The organism is Sphingobium sp. UBA5915, from assembly GCF_002431195.1.
Classification (GTDB): domain Bacteria; phylum Pseudomonadota; class Alphaproteobacteria; order Sphingomonadales; family Sphingomonadaceae; genus Sphingobium; species Sphingobium soli.
On sequence record NZ_DJDV01000010.1, the window covers coordinates 13356 to 34132 of the forward strand.

Annotated in this window: 18 protein-coding genes and 2 pseudogenes; 11 read left to right on the forward strand and 9 right to left on the reverse strand. The window is 60.2% G+C overall.

Going from position 1 to position 20777, the window contains the following annotated elements:
• The 3 genes and pseudogenes from istA to B2V90_RS01390 all read right to left on the reverse strand — a co-directional run.
• Window positions 1–804 (reverse strand): annotated as a pseudogene (gene istA, locus B2V90_RS01380) (IS21-like element ISSsp5 family transposase); the annotation flags it as partial.
• Between the two features lie 283 nt (window positions 805–1087).
• The gene (gene ligD, locus B2V90_RS01385) at window positions 1088–3604 is read right to left on the reverse strand and encodes a DNA ligase D (RefSeq protein ID WP_017502223.1); all 2517 of its coding nucleotides are present in this window, start codon (window positions 3602–3604) and stop codon (window positions 1088–1090) included.
• A 99-nt stretch (window positions 3605–3703) separates the two neighbouring features.
• Window positions 3704–4636 carry a GNAT family N-acetyltransferase gene (locus B2V90_RS01390; RefSeq protein WP_017502224.1) on the reverse strand — a complete coding sequence of 311 codons (933 nt, stop codon included), beginning with the start codon at window positions 4634–4636 and terminating at the stop codon, window positions 3704–3706.
• A gap of 136 nt (window positions 4637–4772) precedes the next feature.
• Here B2V90_RS01390 and B2V90_RS01395 point away from each other — a divergent pair, with 136 nt between their 5' ends.
• Window positions 4773–5015 (forward strand): KTSC domain-containing protein, encoded by a 243-nt coding sequence (locus B2V90_RS01395; RefSeq protein WP_293919457.1) that lies wholly within the window; start codon window positions 4773–4775, stop codon window positions 5013–5015.
• 6 nt (window positions 5016–5021) lie between these two features.
• Here the strand turns inward: B2V90_RS01395 and B2V90_RS01400 are convergent, their stop codons facing one another.
• From B2V90_RS01400 to B2V90_RS01420, 5 genes are all read right to left on the reverse strand, one after another.
• Window positions 5022–5282 (reverse strand): hypothetical protein, encoded by a 261-nt coding sequence (locus B2V90_RS01400; protein ID WP_017502226.1) that lies wholly within the window; start codon window positions 5280–5282, stop codon window positions 5022–5024.
• A gap of 4 nt (window positions 5283–5286) precedes the next feature.
• Entirely contained in the window at window positions 5287–6180 is an 894-nt protein-coding gene (locus B2V90_RS01405; RefSeq protein ID WP_026109394.1) for a Ku protein, read from the reverse strand.
• A gap of 262 nt (window positions 6181–6442) precedes the next feature.
• Window positions 6443–6808 carry a response regulator transcription factor gene (locus B2V90_RS01410; RefSeq protein ID WP_017502228.1) on the reverse strand — a complete coding sequence of 122 codons (366 nt, stop codon included), beginning with the start codon at window positions 6806–6808 and terminating at the stop codon, window positions 6443–6445.
• A 6-nt stretch (window positions 6809–6814) separates the two neighbouring features.
• On the reverse strand, window positions 6815–7702 hold the full coding sequence (locus B2V90_RS01415; protein WP_293919458.1) for an iron-containing redox enzyme family protein: 888 nt from the start codon (window positions 7700–7702) through the stop codon (window positions 6815–6817).
• Between the two features lie 469 nt (window positions 7703–8171).
• A complete protein-coding gene (locus tag B2V90_RS01420) occupies window positions 8172–9080 on the reverse strand; it encodes a LysR family transcriptional regulator (RefSeq protein ID WP_026109396.1) in 909 nt (302 codons plus the stop codon).
• A gap of 322 nt (window positions 9081–9402) precedes the next feature.
• On the opposite strand from B2V90_RS01420, the gene B2V90_RS01425 reads away from it, so the two are divergent.
• The 9 genes from B2V90_RS01425 to B2V90_RS01465 all read left to right on the forward strand — a co-directional run bounded on the left by B2V90_RS01425 (window position 9403) and on the right by B2V90_RS01465 (window position 18310).
• Window positions 9403–9996: a hypothetical protein gene (locus tag B2V90_RS01425; protein WP_017502231.1), complete on the forward strand. Its 594-nt coding sequence runs from the start codon at window positions 9403–9405 to the stop codon at window positions 9994–9996.
• A 5-nt stretch (window positions 9997–10001) separates the two neighbouring features.
• A complete protein-coding gene (locus tag B2V90_RS01430; RefSeq protein WP_017502232.1) occupies window positions 10002–11234 on the forward strand; it encodes an MFS transporter in 1233 nt (410 codons plus the stop codon).
• Window positions 11235–11993: an SDR family NAD(P)-dependent oxidoreductase gene (locus B2V90_RS01435; RefSeq protein WP_017502233.1), complete on the forward strand. Its 759-nt coding sequence runs from the start codon at window positions 11235–11237 to the stop codon at window positions 11991–11993.
• A gap of 36 nt (window positions 11994–12029) precedes the next feature.
• Entirely contained in the window at window positions 12030–12905 is an 876-nt protein-coding gene (locus tag B2V90_RS01440) for an aldo/keto reductase (protein ID WP_017502234.1), read from the forward strand.
• 58 nt (window positions 12906–12963) lie between these two features.
• Window positions 12964–13950 carry an aldo/keto reductase gene (locus B2V90_RS01445; RefSeq protein ID WP_081600938.1) on the forward strand — a complete coding sequence of 329 codons (987 nt, stop codon included), beginning with the start codon at window positions 12964–12966 and terminating at the stop codon, window positions 13948–13950.
• A gap of 29 nt (window positions 13951–13979) precedes the next feature.
• Window positions 13980–14471: a (R)-mandelonitrile lyase gene (locus tag B2V90_RS01450; RefSeq protein ID WP_293919453.1), complete on the forward strand. Its 492-nt coding sequence runs from the start codon at window positions 13980–13982 to the stop codon at window positions 14469–14471.
• A 393-nt stretch (window positions 14472–14864) separates the two neighbouring features.
• A complete protein-coding gene (locus tag B2V90_RS01455) occupies window positions 14865–16307 on the forward strand; it encodes an ATPase domain-containing protein (protein WP_293919454.1) in 1443 nt (480 codons plus the stop codon).
• Between the two features lie 37 nt (window positions 16308–16344).
• Window positions 16345–16701 (forward strand): response regulator, encoded by a 357-nt coding sequence (locus B2V90_RS01460; protein WP_017502238.1) that lies wholly within the window; start codon window positions 16345–16347, stop codon window positions 16699–16701.
• A 28-nt stretch (window positions 16702–16729) separates the two neighbouring features.
• Window positions 16730–18310 (forward strand): sensor histidine kinase, encoded by a 1581-nt coding sequence (locus B2V90_RS01465; RefSeq protein ID WP_017502239.1) that lies wholly within the window; start codon window positions 16730–16732, stop codon window positions 18308–18310.
• A 155-nt stretch (window positions 18311–18465) separates the two neighbouring features.
• Here B2V90_RS01465 and B2V90_RS01470 read toward each other — a convergent pair whose 3' ends face one another.
• Complete coding sequence (locus B2V90_RS01470) at window positions 18466–19626, reverse strand: IS30 family transposase (protein WP_026109398.1); 1161 nt, start codon at window positions 19624–19626, stop codon at window positions 18466–18468.
• Between the two features lie 317 nt (window positions 19627–19943).
• Here B2V90_RS01470 and B2V90_RS01475 point away from each other — a divergent pair.
• Window positions 19944–20777 (forward strand): annotated as a pseudogene (locus B2V90_RS01475) (IS3 family transposase); the annotation flags it as partial.

The following is a 20777-nucleotide window of genomic DNA, read 5'->3' on the forward strand; positions in this document are numbered from 1 at the left end:
GCGGCATTGCTCCTCCAGCCACAGGTTGAACGCCTCCCAGGTCGGGAACTTCGGGATCGGCACCATGAAGTTGCGCCGGCAATAGCCTACCAGCCCCTCCACATTGCCTTTCTCGTTCCCCTTGCCCGGGCGAGCATAGCGGTCGCGGATCACGTAATGTGACAGGAAAGCGCTGAACAGCGTGGCACGCTGCCGCGTGCCGTCGGGCAGGATCTTCGCCACAAGGCAGCGATCGTTGTCATAGACGATCGAGCGCGGTACCGCGCCGAAAAACGCGAAGGCATGCACGTGTCCGTCCACCCAGGCCTCCGCCACCGCCGCCGGATAGGCCCGCACATAGCAGGCATCACTGTGCGGCAGATCGAGCGCGAAGAAGTAGGCCTTCTGCTCCACCCCGCCGATCTCCACCAGCGCTTCCCCGAAATCGGCCTGCGCATCTCCCGCAGGGTGCGCCAGCGGCACGAACATCTCCCGGCTGCGCTGTTCGCGCTCCCGGATGTAATCCTTGATGATCGTATAGCCGCCGGTGAAACCATGCTCGGTGCGCAAACGGTCGAATACCCGCTTCGCCGTATGGCGTTGCTTGCGCGGGACACTGCGGTCACCCTCAAGCCATCCATCAATGATCGCCACAAACCCGTCCAGCTTCGGGCGCTGCGGTACGGACTGGCGCCGGTAACCCGGCGGCGATGAAAACGACAGCATCTTGCGTACCGTTTCGCGCGACACATTGAAACGCTTCGCCGCCGCCCGTTGGCTCATGCCATCCGCGCAAGCCAGACGGACCTGAAGATAAAGTTCCACGCTGTAGATCCCCACACCTCCCTGACTCGGCAGAAAGGCTTCAAGGTGGACGACTTTTACGCCGCCCGCAGCAGGACTATCCCGCCGCTACCGTGGTCGAATATTGCTCCGCCGTTCTCACAGATGGAAGGATAGCCAAGATCGCAAAGCGCGCTCTGCAGGAACCTCTCCTCCGGCGCCTTGAGTTCCTGGAGCATGACGATGGCTGGCCCGGCTTCTGCTAGTCAGCGAAGCGGGACCGGCAAACGGCCGTTCACGCCTTTTACATTGCAGGTGGCGATCTTCACAAATCTGGCAGGACCTGGTCGGCACGGCCCCATTGCGCGAGTGCCTTGGACCGTGCTCGCTTCACCATCTCCATGGCATCGCCGATATGCCAGTGGGCCGGACTGTCCAGATCGCGCAACTCCTCCCAGCTGAGCGGCACGGCGATCGGCGCAAAGGGGCGCGAACGCGCGCTGTACGGCATGACGGCCGTGGCGCCGCGCTGGTTGCGAAGATAGTCGATGAAGATGCGTCCGGTACGCTTGGCCTTGGCCAGGGCCGCAGTGAACCGGTCGGGATCGGCCTGCGCAAGGGCCATGGCAAAGCGGTGCGCAAAATCCTTGACCACTGGCCATTGGGCGGTCGGCGTGAGCGGCGCGATGACATGAACTCCCTTGCCGCCGGTCACCATCGGGAAAGTTGCGAGACCCATCTGACCCAGCACGTCCTGAAGATGGGCAGCCGCCGAGACCACATCCTTGAACTCCACCCCCTCGTCGGGGTCGAGATCGAACACCAGTCGGTCGGCCATCTCGACGTCCTCGATCCGAGCGCCCCAGCCATGGAACTCGATCGTGCCCATCTGGACGCAGGTCAGAAGTCCGGCAGGCGTGTCCACGAACAGATAGGGCTCGTCATGCCCATCCTTCTCGCGGATCGCGACATGCCTGACTGCATCGCCGAAGCTGCCTGCATCATGTTTCTGGAAAAAGCATTTCTTGTCTCGGCCTTGCGGGCAGCGCACCAGGCTGAGCGGCCGGCTGCCGCTCCAGGGCAGCATGATCTCCGCAACAGCTTCATAATATTCGGCGAGCTGCCCCTTGGTGAGCTTGCCCTCGGGAAAGATGACGCGGTCGCGATTGCTGATCTTGACGGCACTGGTAGCGCCCGGAGCGGTGAGTTCGCCGACCAGCGCTTCGGTTTCGACCACCACCGCTTCGGGCTTTTTGTCCTCTCGAAGCCCCAAATAACTCGAATGGCGCAGCACGCCTTCGTCGGTGAATTCGATGAAGGCGACCTCGGCGACGAGTTTGGGCTTGATCCAGTGAGCGCCGCGCACGGCTGCTCGCGGTGCCTCCACCGTCGCAGTCTTCTGTTCTAGCGGCGCCATCAACGCCATCAGGCGCTCGATCTCGTCACCGGTGAACCCGGTCCCAACCTTGCCTGCGTATCGCAGCACGCCCTTCTCGTTCACCCCCAGCAGCAAGGCGCGAAAGCCCCGCTGCTTGTCGGAGGGGGTCCATCCGACGACGACAAACTCCTGCCGACGGATGCACTTGGTCTTCACCCAGCCCCCTGAGCGCGAGCCTGAATAGCGTGCGTCGATGCGCTTTGAGATGACCCCCTCCAGCCCCGCGTCGCAGAATCTGTCGAAGAGCTGCTCGCCGCGCCCGACGATATGGTCGGAATAGCGCAAATGCCCCCGACCCTCGCCAATCAACGCGGAGAGAAGCGCCTTGCGCTCCAGCAAGGGCCGTTGCGTCAGATCTTCCCCGTCAAGTTCGAGCAAATCAAATGCGAAATAATCGATCGCGTTTGGGTCGTCCTTGAGCGCTGCCTGCAAAGCCTGGAAACTGGTCCTGCCGTCGGGCAACACCACGACCGCTTCACCGTCGATCAGGGCGCTTTCAGCATCAAGCGTGACGGCGTCGCCGATCAGTCCGGCGAACCGGTCCGACCAGTCCAACCCCGAGCGCGTATAGGCGCGGCCTTCGCCATTTCCGATCGCCAGCAGCGTGCGGTATCCGTCATATTTGAGCTCGTGCAGCCAGCGATCACCCGGCGGCACATGGTCGACAAGAGTCGCCAGCTGCACGGGCTGGAACGGCGGCAGGATACGGGCTGCTTTCCTACGCTTCGTTGCCCTGGCAGGCTTCCTGGCTTGCGCCTCTACTGAGGCTGAGGCCGACGGCGATGCCTTGGACTTCAATCTTGCAATCGGTTTGCCCGCAGCGATCTCCTCCATCGTGCGCCCGCTATCTATGCTGGTCAGGTGGAGCCCGACCAGATCGTCCGAGCCGCCGGCAAAGGCATCCTTTACCTTGCGCAATATCCAATTCTCCCCCTTTCCCCTGCCGCGCGGTTTCATGCGAAAAAGGATCCATTCGCCCTGCATCCGGCGCCCATGAAGGATGAAATGGAGATGGCCTTCGGTCAGGGTCGCGCGCGGATCCTTGCCCGCGATCGGTTCCCACGTTCCGTTGTCCCACAGCATGACGGTTCCGCCACCATATTCACCCTTGGGGATGGTGCCCTCGAACCGGGCATAGTCGAGCGGATGGTCCTCGGTCCGCACAGCCAGCCTCTTGTCATCCGGGTTGGTACTGGGCCCGCGCGTGACGGCCCAGCTGAGAAGAACACCGTCCAGCTCCAGTCTGAAATCATAGTGTAGACGGGACGCGGCATGTTTCTGGACGACAAAGCCATTACCGGCGGCGGGCTGTGTCGCCCCGGAGGGTTCGGCGGTGCGCGCGAAATCACGCTTGGCGCGATAGGTGGCGAGCCTGTCCTCCTTCCTGGTCTGTACGTTCGGCATGTCGATTCCGGATCCCTTCGCTCCCTTAATCCCCGGATGCCATGACTCGTTCCTGCGCGGCTCAGGTCTGACAAGCGCGGCGAAACCGGACAGCGATCATTAGCGGTCGATTGACCGCGCGAACCGGTAGCTGGTCTGCTCGAACTTCAACGTGCGAAAGAAATTGTGGGCATTCCTCACCTCGATGTCGCTCATCGCTTCAAGCCGCGTGCAACCTGCCTTGCGGAGCGACTTCACGGCCTCATCGACCAGAGCGGTGGCAATGCCCTTTCTTCGGTATGCTTGCGCAACGAGGAGCAACGTCAGTCTGCCGACCAGCCCGTGCTGGATCGTGGGTATGACGGCCCAGGCGCAGCAACCGACGACTTCTCCGAATTCAGCGACAGCCATGTCGGCCTCCGCCTTGAGCGCTGCTTTCAGATTCCGGGCGACACCGAGTTCGTCCAGCTTTACTCTGGACAGCTGTCGCACCAACGGGACAAGCGCTTCCGCGTCGGCTGCCTTTGCGGGGCGGATGAGCAGTTTCGGTTGGGGCACCGGCGCAGGGTCGGAGCTGCGGTCGTTTGGACGCGATGCTGACCTGACAGTCGCAGCCGCTTTGGCCTCGTGTTTGCACCGATCTATTGGCGGTCCTTCGGCTTTTTTGCGACCTTGCGAATATCCTCTGTCGGGATTTTTTGGCTGTTTCTTAGACCTGCGTGTCGAGCGCGGCCGAATGGCCGATTCCATATCCTGGCCGTCGTCGTTATTGCTGCCTGCGGGTCGGGCTGTCGATACTGGTCTGGCCGGGGTGCTTTCCGCCGATGCCTTCCAGGTGCTGGCGGCACCGGCCCGCAGATAGGCCTCGATATCTTGCGCCGTCGCTTCCAGCCCTTGTGCGCCAATGCCGAACAACGGATTGCCGGCTGCATCGGTAAGCCCGAACTTGCCATAGTCGCCGACACCCGGTTTGCGCCTGCGTGATTTCACGAGCTTGAGGCCACGATGCTCGGCCATGTCGCGCAGTTTTTGGTCGATCGCCTCTTCTGCCATCTTGAGATAACCCTTGAGCCGGCGCCCGGTTCACGGGGCCCCGCCCCCGTCTGGGCGAGACCATCATCCGGCCTTGTTTCTGATTCGGCTCGTCGGCCGGCAGGGAACGCGACATCGGTAATTTCGCTGATTGCTGATGCGCGCCTGCCGTTTCAAAAACTCTTCGATGATCGAGCGGGTCACGTTCGATGATGAGGAGCACACGCTTTACATCTCGTTCCGTCAGACCGGCAAATATCTCTACTATCACGTGCCTGCCATCATCTTCGACGAGCTGTGCAAGGCCGGCTCGGCGGGAGCCTTTTTCAACGAAAGGATCAAGGGTCACTTCGCGTGCCGTCGCGACCCCGAGCGCCGACGTTTCGGGCCGACAGATTAAGGGCGCTCAAGCCTCTCCGAGCACCCGGTAGACCGACATCAGATGCTGTCCTGCAATGGCGCGCGCGCGAGGCGATCGCACAGTTTCCTCATTGGTTTCGTGGAGCATCGTCAGCATGTCGAGAACCTCCTGGCGCGGCATACCAGTTTCGAGCAAATGCGTGCCGATCAGCGCCAGCAAATTGCTCCAGAGTGTGATGGCACCCTCCGCGAAAGCATCATCACCGTCATCGTCGCTGCCGGATGCGTTTGGGTCTTTACCGGGCATGAGGTCACGCCCGCTTGCGCGTCGTCTTCGCTGGAGCCTTCACTGCTGGCTTCTTATCGGCGCTCTTCGCTGCCGTTTTGGCTGGCGCCTTCTTCCCAGCAGGCTTGGAATCGCCACTGCCCAGCGATTTTTTAAGTGCGGCCATCAAATCGACGACGTTGCTGCCGCGCGGGTCGCCTTCGCTATCGTCCGCATCGATATTGAGGGTCTTTCCTTTCTTCTTGCGTTCGATCAGATCCTTGAGCGCATCGACATAGCGGTCATGAAAATCGCTGGCATCGAACTTGCCGGTTTTCTTGTCGATCAGGGTCGTGGCAAGATCGAGGAGTTCATCATCAGGATCGCCATCGCCGATTTCGCGGAAATAGCTCGCTGCCTTGTTGACCTCATCGGCATAACGCAGGGTTTCCATGACCATTCCGCGACCGCAGGCCTTGATGCTGACGACATATTCCCGCCCGCGCATCGCTAGCTGGCCAAGTCCGATCTTTCGGCTGCGGCGGAGCGCCTCCCGCAGCACGATGAAGGCTTCCTCGGCCAGGTCGTCGGCCGGCACGACATAATAGGGCTTTTCGAAATAGATCGCGTCGATCTCGTGGCTATCGACAAACTGCGTCAGTTCGAGAGTTTTCTTGCTCTCGAGCTTGACGCCCTCGATCTCCTTCTCATCGAGCAGGACATATTCGCCCTTGGCATATTCAAAGCCTTTGACGATCTCATCCAGATCTACCGGGCCGATGCCGGGCACGACTTTCTCATATTTGATGCGCTTTCCCGACGGCTCATGAATTTGATTGAATGCAATGGTCGCGCCGCTCTTGGTCGCCGAATAGATTTCGACAGGGATCGAAACCAAGGCCAGTCTTATCTGGCCTTTCCAATAAGGTCGTGCAGCCATGATCGTCTCCAACTCGTTCTTCCGATAACTTTCTCCGATGGAGAGCGTTCCCACGCTCGAGGGCGACTTCGTTTACCGCCGTCAACGTCGAGTTTTGGTCGATGAAAGTCTTGCGGACTGGGACTGACTGACATTGCAGGAGTTCCTATACCTCGCTCGCCTTCCGCCCTCGTCTAAGCGGCCTGCTCGGCCTTACACTGTCTGGCATCACTCCGGCCCTTTGGCGGGCTTCTCGTCGCTTTTAACATCCCTTGCCGAAATGTCAGTGCAGCATTCGGCGCAAGGTGGGCACTAGCCGCCGAACGAGGTCGGACTTTGAAATCAGGGGCGCGGCAGGATGCGCGTGGACGGCTTGATGATCGAATGCGCCCGCGCAGAAAACATAGGGGATGTCATACAGATCCAGGTCATCCGCCAGTAAACCGGAGTCGCCTTCACCAAGCCGCACATCGAGCACCGCGCCGTCGGGCATCTCATCCGCTACTGCGCTAATGCCATCGGCCAGAGTGGTGTGGGGGCCGTCGACGACATAATGCGCGTCTTCCAGGAGTTCAGCGATCATCGCCGCGACGGCCGGGTCGTCCTCGACCAGTAAGATTTTGCGGTCCTCGGGATATTTCTCGGGCATGTCGCCTTACTCTATTCCAAAATAGGCGCGGTAGCGCTCGAAGCAGCGTGCTCCGCATCGCAATCGGATCAGCGCGCCCTCGGCCATGGCCGTGGCGCGCCGGGGTTCTTCTGCGACCAGAGGCGCGATCGCTTCATCATTCCAATCTCGGCTATGCTTAATGTCGAGTACGGCATGAAGGTCGAAATAGCGCCGCTCACTTCCTGAAAGCCCAATCCTCCGCAGGCCGCGGGCGGTAAGGGCCGAGCGGTCGGGCGCGGTCAGTTCGATAACGCCCAAGGCTCCTACGCTATGCCATGTATAGGCACGTAAAGACGCCATGGCAGTCATGGCGTTCGCCAACGCTAGGCTTTCCCAAACCGTGCTCTCGATGCGCGTATCAAGGTCGAGAATTTCGACCAGTTGGTCAAGCATGGGTCCATGCATGCCCTTGGCATTACCCCGGCCCATCTCATCCCAATAATTACGGGCCAATTCCAGCTTCGCGCGCGCGGGCAATTTCACCTGCGTCATCGCTACGAGGTCGTCGAAACCAGCCTCTCCAGCGGCTTCCTGTGACAGGAACCAACGCAACTGATTCCGATCTGCCTTATCCGCAAGCCAAGGGAAAAGGCGATCCTGCTGCCCGGGCCCGATCGCCTTGAGTTGCTCGAACCACCCGATAAAGCCGTCGGGATCGGTTGGCGCATCCGCGGCTTCATCGATCACCTCAGCCCGCAGTTTTTCCAGAAAGGCTTGCTGCAGCCGTTGCATGGTCATATCGTCGCCAAACGACGCTACAGACACATCCTGTGGAAATGCCGGCGCCAGCCGCCGTCTATTCCAGCGGCTCAGTTCTTCCTGAAAGTCTTGATCGAGAAATTGCGGGACATGATGTTTAAGCTGGGTAGCCACGAGGATGCCTTCCGATAGGATATCCCATAGAAAGCCGAGAACCTGACATCCGTTCCAGAAAATCCCATTGATCAAGATTAAGCCAGGCCCTTGGTATCGGCACTGGCTTCCAGAATTCTTCTGTGGATATCGCCGACCTCAAGTAAGCATCGCCCCTTCTCGGACTCTCAGCTGCAAATTTCCCGTTCCCAGGTGCGGCCCGTCCGCTTTGCCGATCAGGACGCTCGAGACCGGCCGTTAGTGGAATGTCCGCTTCGGTGCCGCGTTGCGGCTATAGCTGAATCTCATCCGGCATGGCGCACCGACCAGATCACGTCGTTCCGAACGTGTATCGGAACGGTCCAGTTAGGCGAGAGCATTTCAATCGCTGCGTTTTTGATTGTCTACACCTTCAACTGCGGTTCGGGATTCTAGCGTCAAAGGCCATCATGGCTATCACGGCCGCAATCGCGGGCTCATCTTCCGTCCCCTAGTAGCCAAGCGGCCTAAGCTCGCGGATCAAATCGACCAGCAGCCGCAGACCCGTCGGCACGTTCCTGCGCGATGAATAATACAGGTGGAACGCTGGCCCGGTCGATGCCCAATCCGGCAGCGCGATCTCAAGTTGCCCCGCCGCGACCAAAGGCCTGACCAGTGGTTCGGAAAGATAGGTAAGGCCCGCGCCGGCCAGGACGGCGGGCAGCGCAGCGTCGGCATTGTTCACGGTGATCATGCCAGGCACGTCGATCGCCACGCTCTCGTCGGCCTTGTCCAGTTCCCACTTGTAGATGCTGTCGTCCCCCAGCCTGATGCGCAGGCAGCGATGTTCGGCGAGGTCGTTGGGATGCTGGGGTCTTCCGAACCGTTCAAAATAGGACGGAGCACCAACGATCACCCAGTCTATTTCGCCTGATAGTCGTTGCGCTATCATGTCCTCAGGAACAGTCCCGCCATACCTGATACCCGCATCAAAGCCGCTGTCGATGACATCGACGATGTGATTGTCGACCGAGATTTCGAGTTCGACGTCCGGGTAGCGCTCCATGAATACCGGCAGGATCGGGCTGACGAGAAGGGCGGCCGCATCCGCCATCATATTGATCCTGATGCGACCTGCCGGGGCGTCACGGAACCGGTTGAGAGTCTCGAAGGCATCGCCGATCACGTTGACCGGATCCGAGATGGCTTGCAGCAGTTGTTCGCCCGCGGCTGTGAGCGTCACCGATCGGTTCGTCCGGTTGAGAAGGCGCAGGCCCAAACGAGTCTCGAAGGCTTTTAGCGCATGGCTCAGCGCCGAGGAACTTACGCCAAGTTCCAAACCCGCCCGCCGGAAACTGCGGTGGCGAGCAATAGCGATGAAATACGCGCAGTCCGCCAGATCGGATCGATTGATTTGCACAGTGGGCTGCCGACCTCCAATTTACCGTCGAAAAGCCCTGCTGTTGTCTCGCCGGACCGACGAGCATCGAAACGTCGGTGTGAGCGGAGCTGCAGGGCACGGCAAACCTTACGCCACGTGCAGCCGCTTTGACGATGAGAATTTCTCACGTTGGCATCGCGAGATCCACCCCTAATCCTTTTTCGGTTCGTGCGTTAAATCCACCATGACGATGCGACGGCCGTGAGAGGCCAAGTCCCATCGCTGGCAACATCGCAGAGACAGGTAGCGCGCCGTGCTTCGTGGGCGCGGGCGGTCGTCTGCGCGCGTCGGGAGACGGTCAATGGACGACACGCAGAACGCAGGTATCGACGGCGCGACAGCGTCGGCGCTCAGCACCCCAAAGCTTACGATTGTGTCGGCAACTTCAGCTTTGCTTTTGACGAGCTTGCTCCTGGCGCTCGCCTCAAGCCTGTCCGCACTAGCGCCCTATCCCTATGCGCTGAACGCGTCCGCCCCGGTCCTGTTTGGCAGCATCTCGCTGGCGCTCCTGATCGGCGCAGGCGTCGCAATCGCACTAAGGAACTCGGTCGGCACCCCGATGATCGCGATTACCAGCGCGGTGTTGAGCGTCATCGCAGTCGTCATCGTCAACGGCAACCCGCAGTGGGGTCTTGCTGGCCTGTTTCTGCTTGTTTTGCTCTCAGGATTGGCATTCCTCTCCGGCGCACTTCGCGCGCTGGAAGCGTCGGCGTTAAACTCACTGATTGGTATGTTCCTCCCGCTGATAATTGCGGCGGCGGCCTTCACGGTCATCGCCCCTATTGCCGCGAAATCGAACGCGCTTGCCCTTTGTAGCGTCGCCACCTCCGCTCTTTCTGTGGTCACGGCTGCATTCACACTGCGTGTCCGTCATCGCGCCGTTCAAGACGGCTGAGGCAAATGTATCAAGAACATCAAGTGCTCGGCGCCGGAGGCGTGTTTGCCGCCAACGCCAGCGAGCAAAACACTAGATGGGGCGCTGTTTACGCGGTCGCTTTGAGTGTCGCCGGCATCATCACGGCTGAGCTTCTGCCAGCCAGCCTGCTCACCCCGATTGCGTCAGACCTCGCAATTAGCGCGGGTATGGCAGGTCAGTCGATCAGTGCAACCGCTGTGGCCGCGTTGTTTGCCAGCCTGTTCACCTCAAGGGTGATAGCGAAGGTCGATCGCCGGGTCGTGTTGTTATCCTTCTCTGTCCTTATGGCCCTGTCGAGCGCGCTGACGGCGATAGCCACCAGCTTTGCTGTGCTGATGATCGCTCGCGTAATATTAGGTGTCGCGCTGGGTGGATTCTGGTCGATGGCCGCAGCCGTCGCAGCACGGCTAGTCCCACCACAGGCGTTGCCGAAAGCGCTGTCGATCATCTTCGGCGGGGTCTCTGTCGCCCTCGTCGCATCAGCGCCGCTTGGTAGCTTTCTTGGCGGTATGCTTGGCTGGAGGGCTATATTCGCTGCTGCCGCAGTTCTTGGCAGCTTGTGCTGGCTCTGGCAGTGGGCGGCACTTCCACAGATGCTGCCAGGTGAGCAGGCTCAGAACAGCAGCATCGTCGCCGTGGCAAAGCGCCCACAGGTCGGCACGGCGCTCCTCGCTATCACGACAGTGTTCGCCGCGCAGTTCGCCTTCTTCACCTACATGCGACCGTTTTTTGAGGGCGTGACCCATCTCAGCCACACGTCGTTGTCCGCGATCCTATTGCTTTTCGGACTGGGCAATCTGGCCGGGACAGCCGCGTCTGGGCCGGCACTTTCCCGTAGCCTCAGGGGAACGCTGCTGTTTGCGCCAATAGCGCTGTCGCTATCCGCGGCGGGCTTGATCCTCCTGGGTGCCGCAGCCGTGGAAGCCAGCATACTCACGGCGATTTGGGGCTTCGCATTCGGCATGGTCCCAGTCGCTTGGTCGACCTGGATTGCGCGCAATCTCCCCGACGCCTCGGAGGCCGCAGGTGGCCTTCAGGTCGCGGTGATCCAACTCGCAAACACGGGCGGCGCTGTCGCGGGAGGGATGCTGCTCGATCGCAGTGGCCCGCTGGCCCCGCTCATCGTCTCCGCCACGCTTTTCGCCCTTACCGCATTGATCGTCGGACTGGGCCTCTACCGGACGCCACGTCCGGCAACCGCCAAAGGAATCTTGTAAGTGTTCTCGTTCAAGGATCAGGTTGCAATCGTCACCGGTGCAGCGTCTGGCATCGGCCTACAAACTGCACGCGCTTTCGCGGAGGCTGGAGCCAGCGTCACTATCGCCGATCTGGACGGTCAGGCGGCTGAACGCGCCGCTGCTGAACTTCGGCAAAACGGCCACAACGCGATCGGCATAGCTTGCGACGTTTCGGACGAGGCCTCCGTCGAGACGATGGTGCAGGCTAACCAACAGGCGTTTGGTCGCTTGGACTTCGCCTTCAATAATGCCGGCATCCACGTCGGGATTGCTGAGACGGCCGATTTGGAGGCCGTGGATTTCGACCGCATCATCGGCGTGAACCTGCGCGGCGTGTTCAACTGCATGAAGCATGAGCTTCGTCAGATGCGCGAACAGGGAAGCGGCGCGATCGTGAATTGCTCTTCGCAGAGCGGCACGGTCGGCATTCCTGGCCTGAGCGCATATACGGCGTCAAAGCATGGTGTGATCGGGCTGACGCGCGCGGCTGCGCTGGAATATGCCCCTAAGGGCATCCGCATCAATGCGATCTGCCCCGGCACCACGGAGACACCTCTGGTGCAGGGCTTGATGGAGCGCGAGCCGGGTCGGCTTGATGCAGTGATCGCGGACATTCCCGTTGGCCGCATGGGCAGCCAGGCCGAGATTTCCTCCGCCGTCCTTTGGCTGTGCAGCCCCGGCGCCGGTTTCATGATCGGCCAGATCGTCGCGCCCGACGGTGGTTACACCGCGCGCTGATCGCTTCCCACAATCTCATCTCAGAAGGAACTCGCCATGAATGATCAGCCTCATCTTCGCCTGAACACAGGCGCCAACATGCCAGCGCTTGGCTTCGGCACGTTCGCGATCAAACCAGAAGATACACGCGCTGCCGTGCGGACCGCTATCGAGACCGGCTACCGGCTGATCGACACCGCTGCCAACTACAAGAACGAGGCCGAGGTCGGCCAAGCCATCGCCGACAGCGGCCTTGATCGTGGCGAGCTTTTTGTGACCACGAAGCTCTGGATTGAGGATTATGGTCACGAACATGCGCTGCGCGGGTTCGAGGCGAGCATGGAGGCGCTGAGCCTCGAATACATCGACCTGTATCTTCTGCACTGGCCGCTTCCGATGGATTTTGAGCGGACGATTGCCGCTTTCAACGCGCTTGAGCCTGCGCTCATCAGTGGGCGCATCCGCGCGCTCGGGGTGAGCAATTTCAACCCTGAGCATCTCGACGAGCTATCGCATCACACGGACGTGGTGCCGGCGGTAAACCAGGTCGAGCTAAGCCCTCTGCTGAGCCAGCGCGTGGTCAAGGCTGCAAATGCTTCGCGCGGCATCATCACGGAGGCCTGGTCGCCTATCGGCGGTCAGAAGCGCGTCGGTGATGTGCTGAGAAACTCATCGATAGCGTCGATCGCCGAGAAGCATGGCAAGACACCCATTCAGGTCGTGCTCCGCTGGCACATTCAGCAGGGCAACGTCGTCATCCCCCGCTCGATCAATCCCGACCATATCGCCAGCAACTTCGACGTCTTTGGGTTCGCACTCACTGACAGCGAGATGCGCGCGATCGACGGCATGAACATCAACGAGCGTGGCGGCCCTGACCCCGAGACGTTCGACGTGGCAGCCTACCAGAAGATCCTCGCAAGCCGATCGTAAGCGCTGAAGTTCGACCAACCGGTCGCCTCTCCAAACGTAATCAAGAAGCGGAGTTCCCATGACCACGAGACGCAGCTTTTTGGCCGCCGCAACCGCGGCCTCCCTCACTCCCGCTATCTTGTCGGCACAGGCCCGGCATGGCCAGTCTCAGGGTGCGAATGGCACAGTTCCGCTGGTCACGCTCAACAACGGCGTGAAGATGCCGATCCTGGGTTTCGGCACCTTCCACGTAAAGCCGGTAGAGGCGGCGCAGATGGTTCAAACCGCCATGGGTGCGGGCTTTCGGCTGATCGACACGGCAAAAAACTACGGCAACGAGGCTGAGGTTGGCGACGGCATCGCTCGCAGCGGCGTCGCCCGCAACGAACTCTTCATCACCACCAAGCTCTGGATCGAGGACTTTGGCTACGATCAGGCGATGCGGGCATTCGACCTCAGCATAAGCAAGCTGAAGCTCGACTACCTCGATCTTTATCTACTGCATTGGCCCGTGCCGATGGATTTCGGCAAGACGATTGCCGCCTATAAGGCGCTCGAGAAGCTGAATGCGGACGGTTGCATCCGGGCAATCGGCGTGAGCAATTTCAACGAAAACCACCTCGACAACCTGAAGGCGGCGACCTCTGTGGTCCCGGCAGTCAATCAGATCGAAATCAATCCGTCGCTCAGCCAACAGCCTATGCGAGCCGCTAATGCCCGGCGCGGCATCGCGACCGAAAGCTGGTCGCCACTGGGCGGCGAAAAGAATGTCGGTCGGCATATTGCGAACTCGACCATCCGTGAGATCGCAACGAAGCACGGAAAGTCTCCCGTTCAGGTCATCATCCGCTGGCATATCGAACGTGGCCTGATCGTCATCCCACGTTCCACGAATCCTTCTCATATCGCTGAGAATTTCGACGTTCTCGATTTCACGCTCAGCGAGAGCGAGTTGGCGTCCATCGATCGGATCAACGTTAACGAGCGCAGTGGTCCCAATCCCGACACGTTCGACGTGGAAGCCTATCGGAAACTCATCGCAGGTCGCGCGCAACAGGCTCGCTGAACATCAATTTGAAAGCCGGAGATCATCTCATGCCAAAAGCAATAGGCGCGGTGCTCATTTCGTTGGGACTTCTGACGGCTGGTAATGCCGCAGCAAAAGGGCGTTCGGAAATGCAGATCAATCGAAAGTTAGAGATGCAGGCGACGAGCGCGCCTGCTCAGAACTTCACCGGGACGGTGACCATCACGGGACAGTTCAAGCGGGATCAACCCTCTCGCATCACCGGCGCGGTCGTCGAGTTCAAGCCGGGTGCCCGAACCGCGTGGCACTCCCACCCGCTTGGCCAAACCCTGATAGTTACCGAGGGTGTGGGCTGGACGCAGGTTGAAGGTGAGCCAATCGTCGAATTTCAGGCGGGAGACATCCTGCTTTGCCCGGCCGATAAGAAGCACTGGCATGGTGCAACGCCGACGCAAGGGATGACCCATGTCGCTGTTCAGGAAGCGCTCGACGGGAAAAATGTGACCTGGATGGAGAAGGTGACGGACGCTCAGTACCTGATCGGGCCGCCGAACGGCTGAGGCGTAGCCTCTCGGGCCTTCGCTCTTTACGATCTTGGCAGGCATGCTCGACGACATGATACTGCATGATTGATCTCGTAGCGGCGCGACGAGGCATCATCCCATGAGTTTCCGGCTGCAGCTGCGGATTTTCCCGGAAGCTGCCATTTATTGCGATCGACAGATTGCGCCTGCTGGTAGACCTACCCCTGCTGGATGAAGGTGACGACCTCGCTGATCGGCGGGCGCGCCACCGAGAGATCGGCCTCGACTCCCGCAGATTGGCGACGTTCTTCGTTCTAGCAGAAATCTGCGAGAATGTATCGAAGCTACAAGACCTTCAGCCCGCATGCTGCTACTCACCCCCAAAGGGAGGCCGCAAAAAGGTCTGCCAAAGGCTTATGAGGGTTTCCCGTGACGCAACATCTTCCCCGCCTTTCGACCGGGATCTCGGGTTTGGATACCATCTTCGGAGGCGGGTTTGTCGAGGGCTCATCTTATATTGTCCAAGGGCAGCCGGGCGCTGGTAAGACAATCCTGGGCAACCAAATCGCCTTTGCGTGCGCGAAGGAAGGCAAGAAGGTGCTTTACATCACGCTGCTTGCCGAAACGCATGACCGATTGTTCCAATCGCTATCCACGCTGACCTTTTTTGAGAAGGAACAGCTGGGCGGCAATGTCGTCTATCTGAGTGTCTTCCAGACTTTGAAGAATGAAGGGCTGGACGCGGTGGTCGACCTGTTGCGCAAGGAGACCAAGCGTCACGGCGCCTCGCTCATTGTTTTCGACGGCCTCCTCAATGCGCGAGATCGCGCCGAGTCTCAGCTCGACGTCAAGACTTTCGTCGCGGAGGTGCAGAGCCAGGCGGCCTTTGTCGGTTGCACGGTCCTTTTTCTTACGAGCGCGCGAGTTGAGGACGACAGCCCCGAGCATACGATGGTCGATGGCGTTCTTGAGCTGCATGAGGAGCTGGTCGGTGTTCGCACGGTCCGACGTGCCCGCTTGCGCAAAAGCCGTGGTAGTGCCGCGCTAGGTGGCTATCACCAATATGAGATAACCGACATCGGGCTCTCGGTATTCCCGCGGCTCGAGGCGGCGTTCCGCACACCGTCGGTCATAGATAGCCCAAACCCACAGCCGCTGTCATCCGGCGTCGAAGGGCTCGATCCGCTGACCGGGGGTGGCTTACCTCGCGGTTCGACCACCTTGTTGATAGGCCCTTCCGGGTCAGGGAAGACGTCTTTTGGCATCAACTTCCTTGCACAATCGACTGAGGCAGAGCCAGGCCTTCATTTTGGTTTCTATGAGACGCCCGATCGTCTCTTGCTCAAGGCCAAAGCACTAGGGCTTGATCTCAAGGCCAAAACCGAGGCCGGGCAAGTCGAAATCTTGTGGCAACCGCTCACCGAAAATCTGCTCGACAAGCTTGCTTACCGCCTCCTCGACGCCGTCACCGCACGGGGCGTGAAACGCCTTTTCCTCGACTCACTAGGCGGGTTCGAGCGTGCCGCGATCCAACGCGCGCGCTTGGTGGAATTTTTTGCGGCCCTGACGAACGAACTTAGGGCTTTGGGCGTTACAACGATCGGTACGTGGGAATTGCGTGACCTTTTCGCCTCCGAGGTAGCAGCCCCCGGACCCGAGATATCCAGTCTGCTCGATAATCTGATCATGATGCGACAAGTCGAAATCCGGTCCGAGTATAAGCGGGTCCTTTCCGTTCTGAAGATTCGCGACCAGTCCTATGAGGCGGCGCCGCAGGAGGTGATCATCGACGGGCATGGCCTGGCCATTAAAGGCCCGTTCGAGCTTGCTACCGGCATCTCGACCGGCCTCGCACGGCCACTCGAGGTTTGACCCATTTCCTCAATCTGAGCCGATTGGGGCGCAATTCATGAAAATTGTGGTAGCCGAAGACGAATTCCTGATCGCCGACATGCTGGTCGTATGCCTCGAGGACGCGGGTCATGAGGTGCGTGACGCGGCTCATGGAGCAGCCGCTCTGGAGCTCGTGCGACAGCAACGTCCCGATCTTATCATCACCGACTTCATGATGCCGTTGATGACCGGCCTTGAGCTCGCCGAGGTCGTACGCGCCGACGAAGCGCTACGTCGCATTCCCATATTGCTGGTGAGCGGCGCGCAAGGCGCTATCGCGCGTGATCGGACCGACCTGTTCGACCTCGTGCTCGACAAGCCCTATGATATTGAGCGACTGCTAGAAGCGGTGGAACAACTCGGCAGCTGTTAGGCTGGTCGCACTATAGGGACGCCGCTTTATGACGCTGAACGCCAAAATCTCAGAAGACGAGGTTCCATCGGCCGCGGCCAGCAGACTCGTTGCCATCGTAGAATCATCCTCTGACGCGATCATCGGCAAGACCCTCGAGGGCGTGATCACAAACTGGAATGCCGCTGCTGAGCGCATCTTCGGCTATTCGGCGGAGGAGATTATTGGCAAATCCATTCTCACCCTCATTCCGGACGATCGCCGCGCGGAAGAGGACGAGATCATCAGCCGCCTTAAAAGAGGCGAGCGGCTCGAGCATTTCGAAACGGTGCGGCGGCGCAAGGATGGGACTCTTTTCCATATCTCACTCACCGTCTCGCCGATCAAGGACGCCGACGGGACCGTGGTAGGCGCTTCGAAAATCGCCCGGGACATCACCGATCGCAAGGCGGCGGAAGCGCTAATCGCTCGCCAAGCGGAACGCCTCGAGACGCTTAACCGCGTAGCAAATGTCATTGCCCGGGACCTTGATCTCGATCGCATTGTCGAAGAGGTCACCGATATCGCCACTGAACTGACCGGTGCGAAATTCGGAGCCTTCTTCTACAACGTTATTAACGCTGCTGGAGAAGCCTACTATCTCTACACCCTATCCGGGGCGCCCCGCGAAGCTTTCGAAACGTTCGGCATGCCGCGTAATACGGCGGTCTTTGCGCCGACCTTCGCCGGCGAGGGCGTCGTGCGCTCCGATGACATCCGCCAAGATCCACGATACGGCCACAGTGCCCCGCATCACGGCATGCCTGCTGGGCATTTGCCTGTAGTGAGCTATCTGGCAGTGCCGGTCACCTCCGTTTCTGGCGAGGTGCTGGGCGGGCTCTTCTTCGCTCACGATCAGCCGGGCAAGTTTTCGGGCGACGCTGAGACTCTCGTCTCGGCTATAGCGGCCCAGACGGCCGTCGCCATGGACAATGCCCGCCTACACAAGGCCGCGCAACTGGAAATCGAACAGCGCCGACGTGCCGAAGACGCCAAAGAGCTGTTGCTTCATGAGCTCAAGCATCGCGTAAAGAACACGCTCGCCACGATCCAGGCCATCGCTGTGCAAACCTTCCGAGAGGCCCCGCCGGCTGAAGTGCGGGCATTTGTTTCGCGTTTGCTGGCGCTATCGGGCGCACACGATCTGCTCACCCAGCAGAACTGGGAGTTGGTCGATGTAGGGCATGTCGTGCACCGTGCGCTAAGTCCGTTCATCGAGGGCGATCGTCCCCGCATCACAATCGCCGGGCCCGAGGTCGCGGTATCGTCTGACAAGGCTCTGCAACTGGCGATGGTTCTTCACGAACTAGGGACCAACGCAGTCAAATATGGCGCCCTTTCCAACGAGGCTGGCAAGATTGATGTTGCTTGGTCGCGCACGGCCGAAAGTTCAGATAAGGCGATCATATTAGTTTGGTCGGAAGTGGGGGGACCGCCTACCTCAGCACCAGCCCGAAAAGGATTCGGTTCCCGAATGATCGACCGAGCGTTGCGCGGTGAAAGTAGCGGCGCTGACTTCGATTTCAGGCCCGAGGGACTGAAAGTGACGTTGCGTTTGGCGCTAGATGACATATTCGGTGCGAAACAGTGACGCTGAACCGGCTTCGACCCAGCCAAGAGCATCCATGGGAGTACAAGCACTGCGTATTAGGACCGAACGGGTCCCCAACCGTCGGACCCGTTCAACGGACCTGTAGCATGTCAGCGCGGTTAGTTTTTGTCGCTCCGGTTAAAACGACGGTGGGTTCAACGGGTGGCGGCAACACAAGCTTGAAAACGCTCAGCGGGCGTTTGATATTCGAGCGTTTTCCTTGGCCGTTCGTTGAGTTGGCGAGCGACGGCACTCAGCTTGGCCTGGCTGTATAGCGACAGATCGGTTCCTCTGGGGAAATATTGTCGCAGCAGGCGATTGGTGTTTTCGTTGGAGCCTCGCTGCCAGGGCGATTGCGGATCACAGAAATAGATTTCGACATCGGTAGCCAGCGATAGGCGCGGATGATCGGCCAGTTCCTTGCCGCGGTCCCACGTAAGCGACTTGTAGAGTTCGCGCGGCAGGCGCTGCGTCTGCCTGATCAGCGCCGACACGACGCTTCTTGTATCCTTGTTGGCGACCTTGATCAGCATCACATAACGCGAATGCCGTTCGACCAGCGTGGCGATGTAGCTGTTCTTCGTGCCGCCGATCAGATCGCCTTCCCAGTGGCCGGGAATGGCGCGATCCTCGACCGACGCGGGACGCTCGCTGATCGACACGGCATCCTTGATCTGTCCGAGGCCATTGCGCTTGAGGCTGGCGTGCCGCGACCTGCGAATGGTGCGTCGGGCGCGCAGATGCTCCAGCAGTTCCTTCTTCAGAACCCCGCGCGCCTGTATGTACAAACTTCTGTAGATGGTCTCGTGCGACACCTGCCTGTGCGGCTCCTTGGGAAAGCTGCGCCTGAGCCACCCCGCAATCTGTTCCGGTGACCATTTGCGACGCAGCTTGGCCGATACTGCCCGGGCCAGTGGCTGCGAGCAAGCCAGCTTGCAGGGCTTGGGCCGCAAGGCACGATCCCATGCCGCCTGATCGGACGCGGTCGCCCGATACCGTGCAATACCGCCGTTACGCCTAACTTCCCGACTGATCGTCGAGGGCGCGCGGCCCAGCCGACGGGCTATCGCACGCAACGGTTCGCTGACGCTCAGACCCCGCGATATCTCCTCCCGCTCCGCAAGGCTCAGCGCACGGCTGCCGCGCTTGCGATCGGCAGGCCGGATGCCCCCGGTCGGCGCGATCACCGAAAATACCGACGATGACGCTCGATCAAACCTGCGCCCAATCGAACTCATCGACTCCCCGCGCTGCCAACGATCCCATATCTCCGCTCGCTGGCTGGCCGTGTAATATATCCGACGACGCTGCTTCATCGCGACACTCCATCTTCCTCAAAAGATTAAAGTGTTGTCGCCACCCGTTGAACCCACCGTCGATGGGCGACAGACAGCTATCTCCGCCTGCGGTCGTGTCGACTGCCCGAAAGAGGTCCGGCGGCTATCGCCGGTTACCCGCCGGTAAGCCGACATTCCGAAGTCGGCCAGTCTGGTGCGTTTCTAGAGCGATCTTCGAGGCTTAGGGAATGGCGGGTGTTGGGATGGACCCCGCCAGTCCCGGCCAGGACGGCGTGATCTGCCCCCCGCTGAGTGGCCCAGATACTATCATAGTCTGGACCACGAAGGGACATTGAATGCCAAGCCAGAAGCACAAGTCGGAAGAGATTATCGGCAGGCTGCGAGAAGTTGAGATCGTGCTGGCGCAGGAGCCCTCGACGGCCGAGGCATGTCGACGGATCGCGGTCAGCGAGCAGACCTATTATCGCTGGCGGAAGGAATATGGCGGCCTAAAAACCGACCAGGCACGGCGGGTGAAGGATCTGGAGAAGGAGAACCAGCGGTTGCGCCGGGCGATCTCGGACCTGACGCTGGACAAGCTGATCCTGCAGGAGGCAGTCAAGGGAAACTTCTGAGCCCCGCGCGACGGCGACGCTGCATTGATCACGTGCGACGAGAGTTTCCGATATCCGAGCGACGGATATGCCGGGTTCTGGGCCAGCATCGATCGACGCAGCGCAAGGCGCCACGCGGGGGCGGATGACGAACAAGCGCTGACAGAGGATATCATCGCTTTGGCGAAGCAATATGGTCGTTATGGCTATCGCCGGGTGACGGCATTGCTGTGCCAGGCGGGATGGACGGTGAACCATCAACGGGTTGAGCGGATCTGGCGGCGTGAGGGGCTGAAGGTTCCGCTGCGCCAGCCAAAGCGGGGACGCCTGTGGCTCAATGACGGTTCATGCATCCGCTTGCGGCCTGAATATCCGGGGCATGTATGGGCCTACGATTTCGTCGAGGGGCGCACACATGATGGGCGCAAGTTCCGAATCCTGACCATCGCCGATGAGGCCAGCAGGGAGTGCCTGGCGCTCATCGTGGCGAGTCAGCTGAAACACGAGGATGTTCTGGCGGCTTGGCCGATCTGTTCATCTCGCGCGGTCCTCCGGCACATATACGGTCTGATAACG

Bases quoted from the DNA above. Each gene is read 5' to 3' on its own strand.
- ligD (WP_017502223.1), bottom strand. From the start codon at position 3,604: ATGCCGAACGTACAGACCAGGAAGGAGGACAGGCTCGCCACCTATCGC.
- B2V90_RS01390 (WP_017502224.1), bottom strand. From the start codon at position 4,636: ATGGCAGAAGAGGCGATCGACCAAAAACTGCGCGACATGGCCGAGCAT.
- B2V90_RS01395 (WP_293919457.1), top strand. From the start codon at position 4,773: ATGCGCGCCTGCCGTTTCAAAAACTCTTCGATGATCGAGCGGGTCACG.
- B2V90_RS01400 (WP_017502226.1), bottom strand. From the start codon at position 5,282: ATGCCCGGTAAAGACCCAAACGCATCCGGCAGCGACGATGACGGTGAT.
- B2V90_RS01405 (WP_026109394.1), bottom strand. From the start codon at position 6,180: ATGGCTGCACGACCTTATTGGAAAGGCCAGATAAGACTGGCCTTGGTT.
- B2V90_RS01410 (WP_017502228.1), bottom strand. From the start codon at position 6,808: ATGCCCGAGAAATATCCCGAGGACCGCAAAATCTTACTGGTCGAGGAC.
- B2V90_RS01425 (WP_017502231.1), top strand. From the start codon at position 9,403: ATGGACGACACGCAGAACGCAGGTATCGACGGCGCGACAGCGTCGGCG.
- B2V90_RS01430 (WP_017502232.1), top strand. From the start codon at position 10,002: ATGTATCAAGAACATCAAGTGCTCGGCGCCGGAGGCGTGTTTGCCGCC.
- B2V90_RS01440 (WP_017502234.1), top strand. From the start codon at position 12,030: ATGAATGATCAGCCTCATCTTCGCCTGAACACAGGCGCCAACATGCCA.
- B2V90_RS01445 (WP_081600938.1), top strand. From the start codon at position 12,964: ATGACCACGAGACGCAGCTTTTTGGCCGCCGCAACCGCGGCCTCCCTC.
- B2V90_RS01450 (WP_293919453.1), top strand. From the start codon at position 13,980: ATGCCAAAAGCAATAGGCGCGGTGCTCATTTCGTTGGGACTTCTGACG.
- B2V90_RS01460 (WP_017502238.1), top strand. From the start codon at position 16,345: ATGAAAATTGTGGTAGCCGAAGACGAATTCCTGATCGCCGACATGCTG.
- B2V90_RS01465 (WP_017502239.1), top strand. From the start codon at position 16,730: ATGACGCTGAACGCCAAAATCTCAGAAGACGAGGTTCCATCGGCCGCG.
- B2V90_RS01470 (WP_026109398.1), bottom strand. From the start codon at position 19,626: ATGAAGCAGCGTCGTCGGATATATTACACGGCCAGCCAGCGAGCGGAG.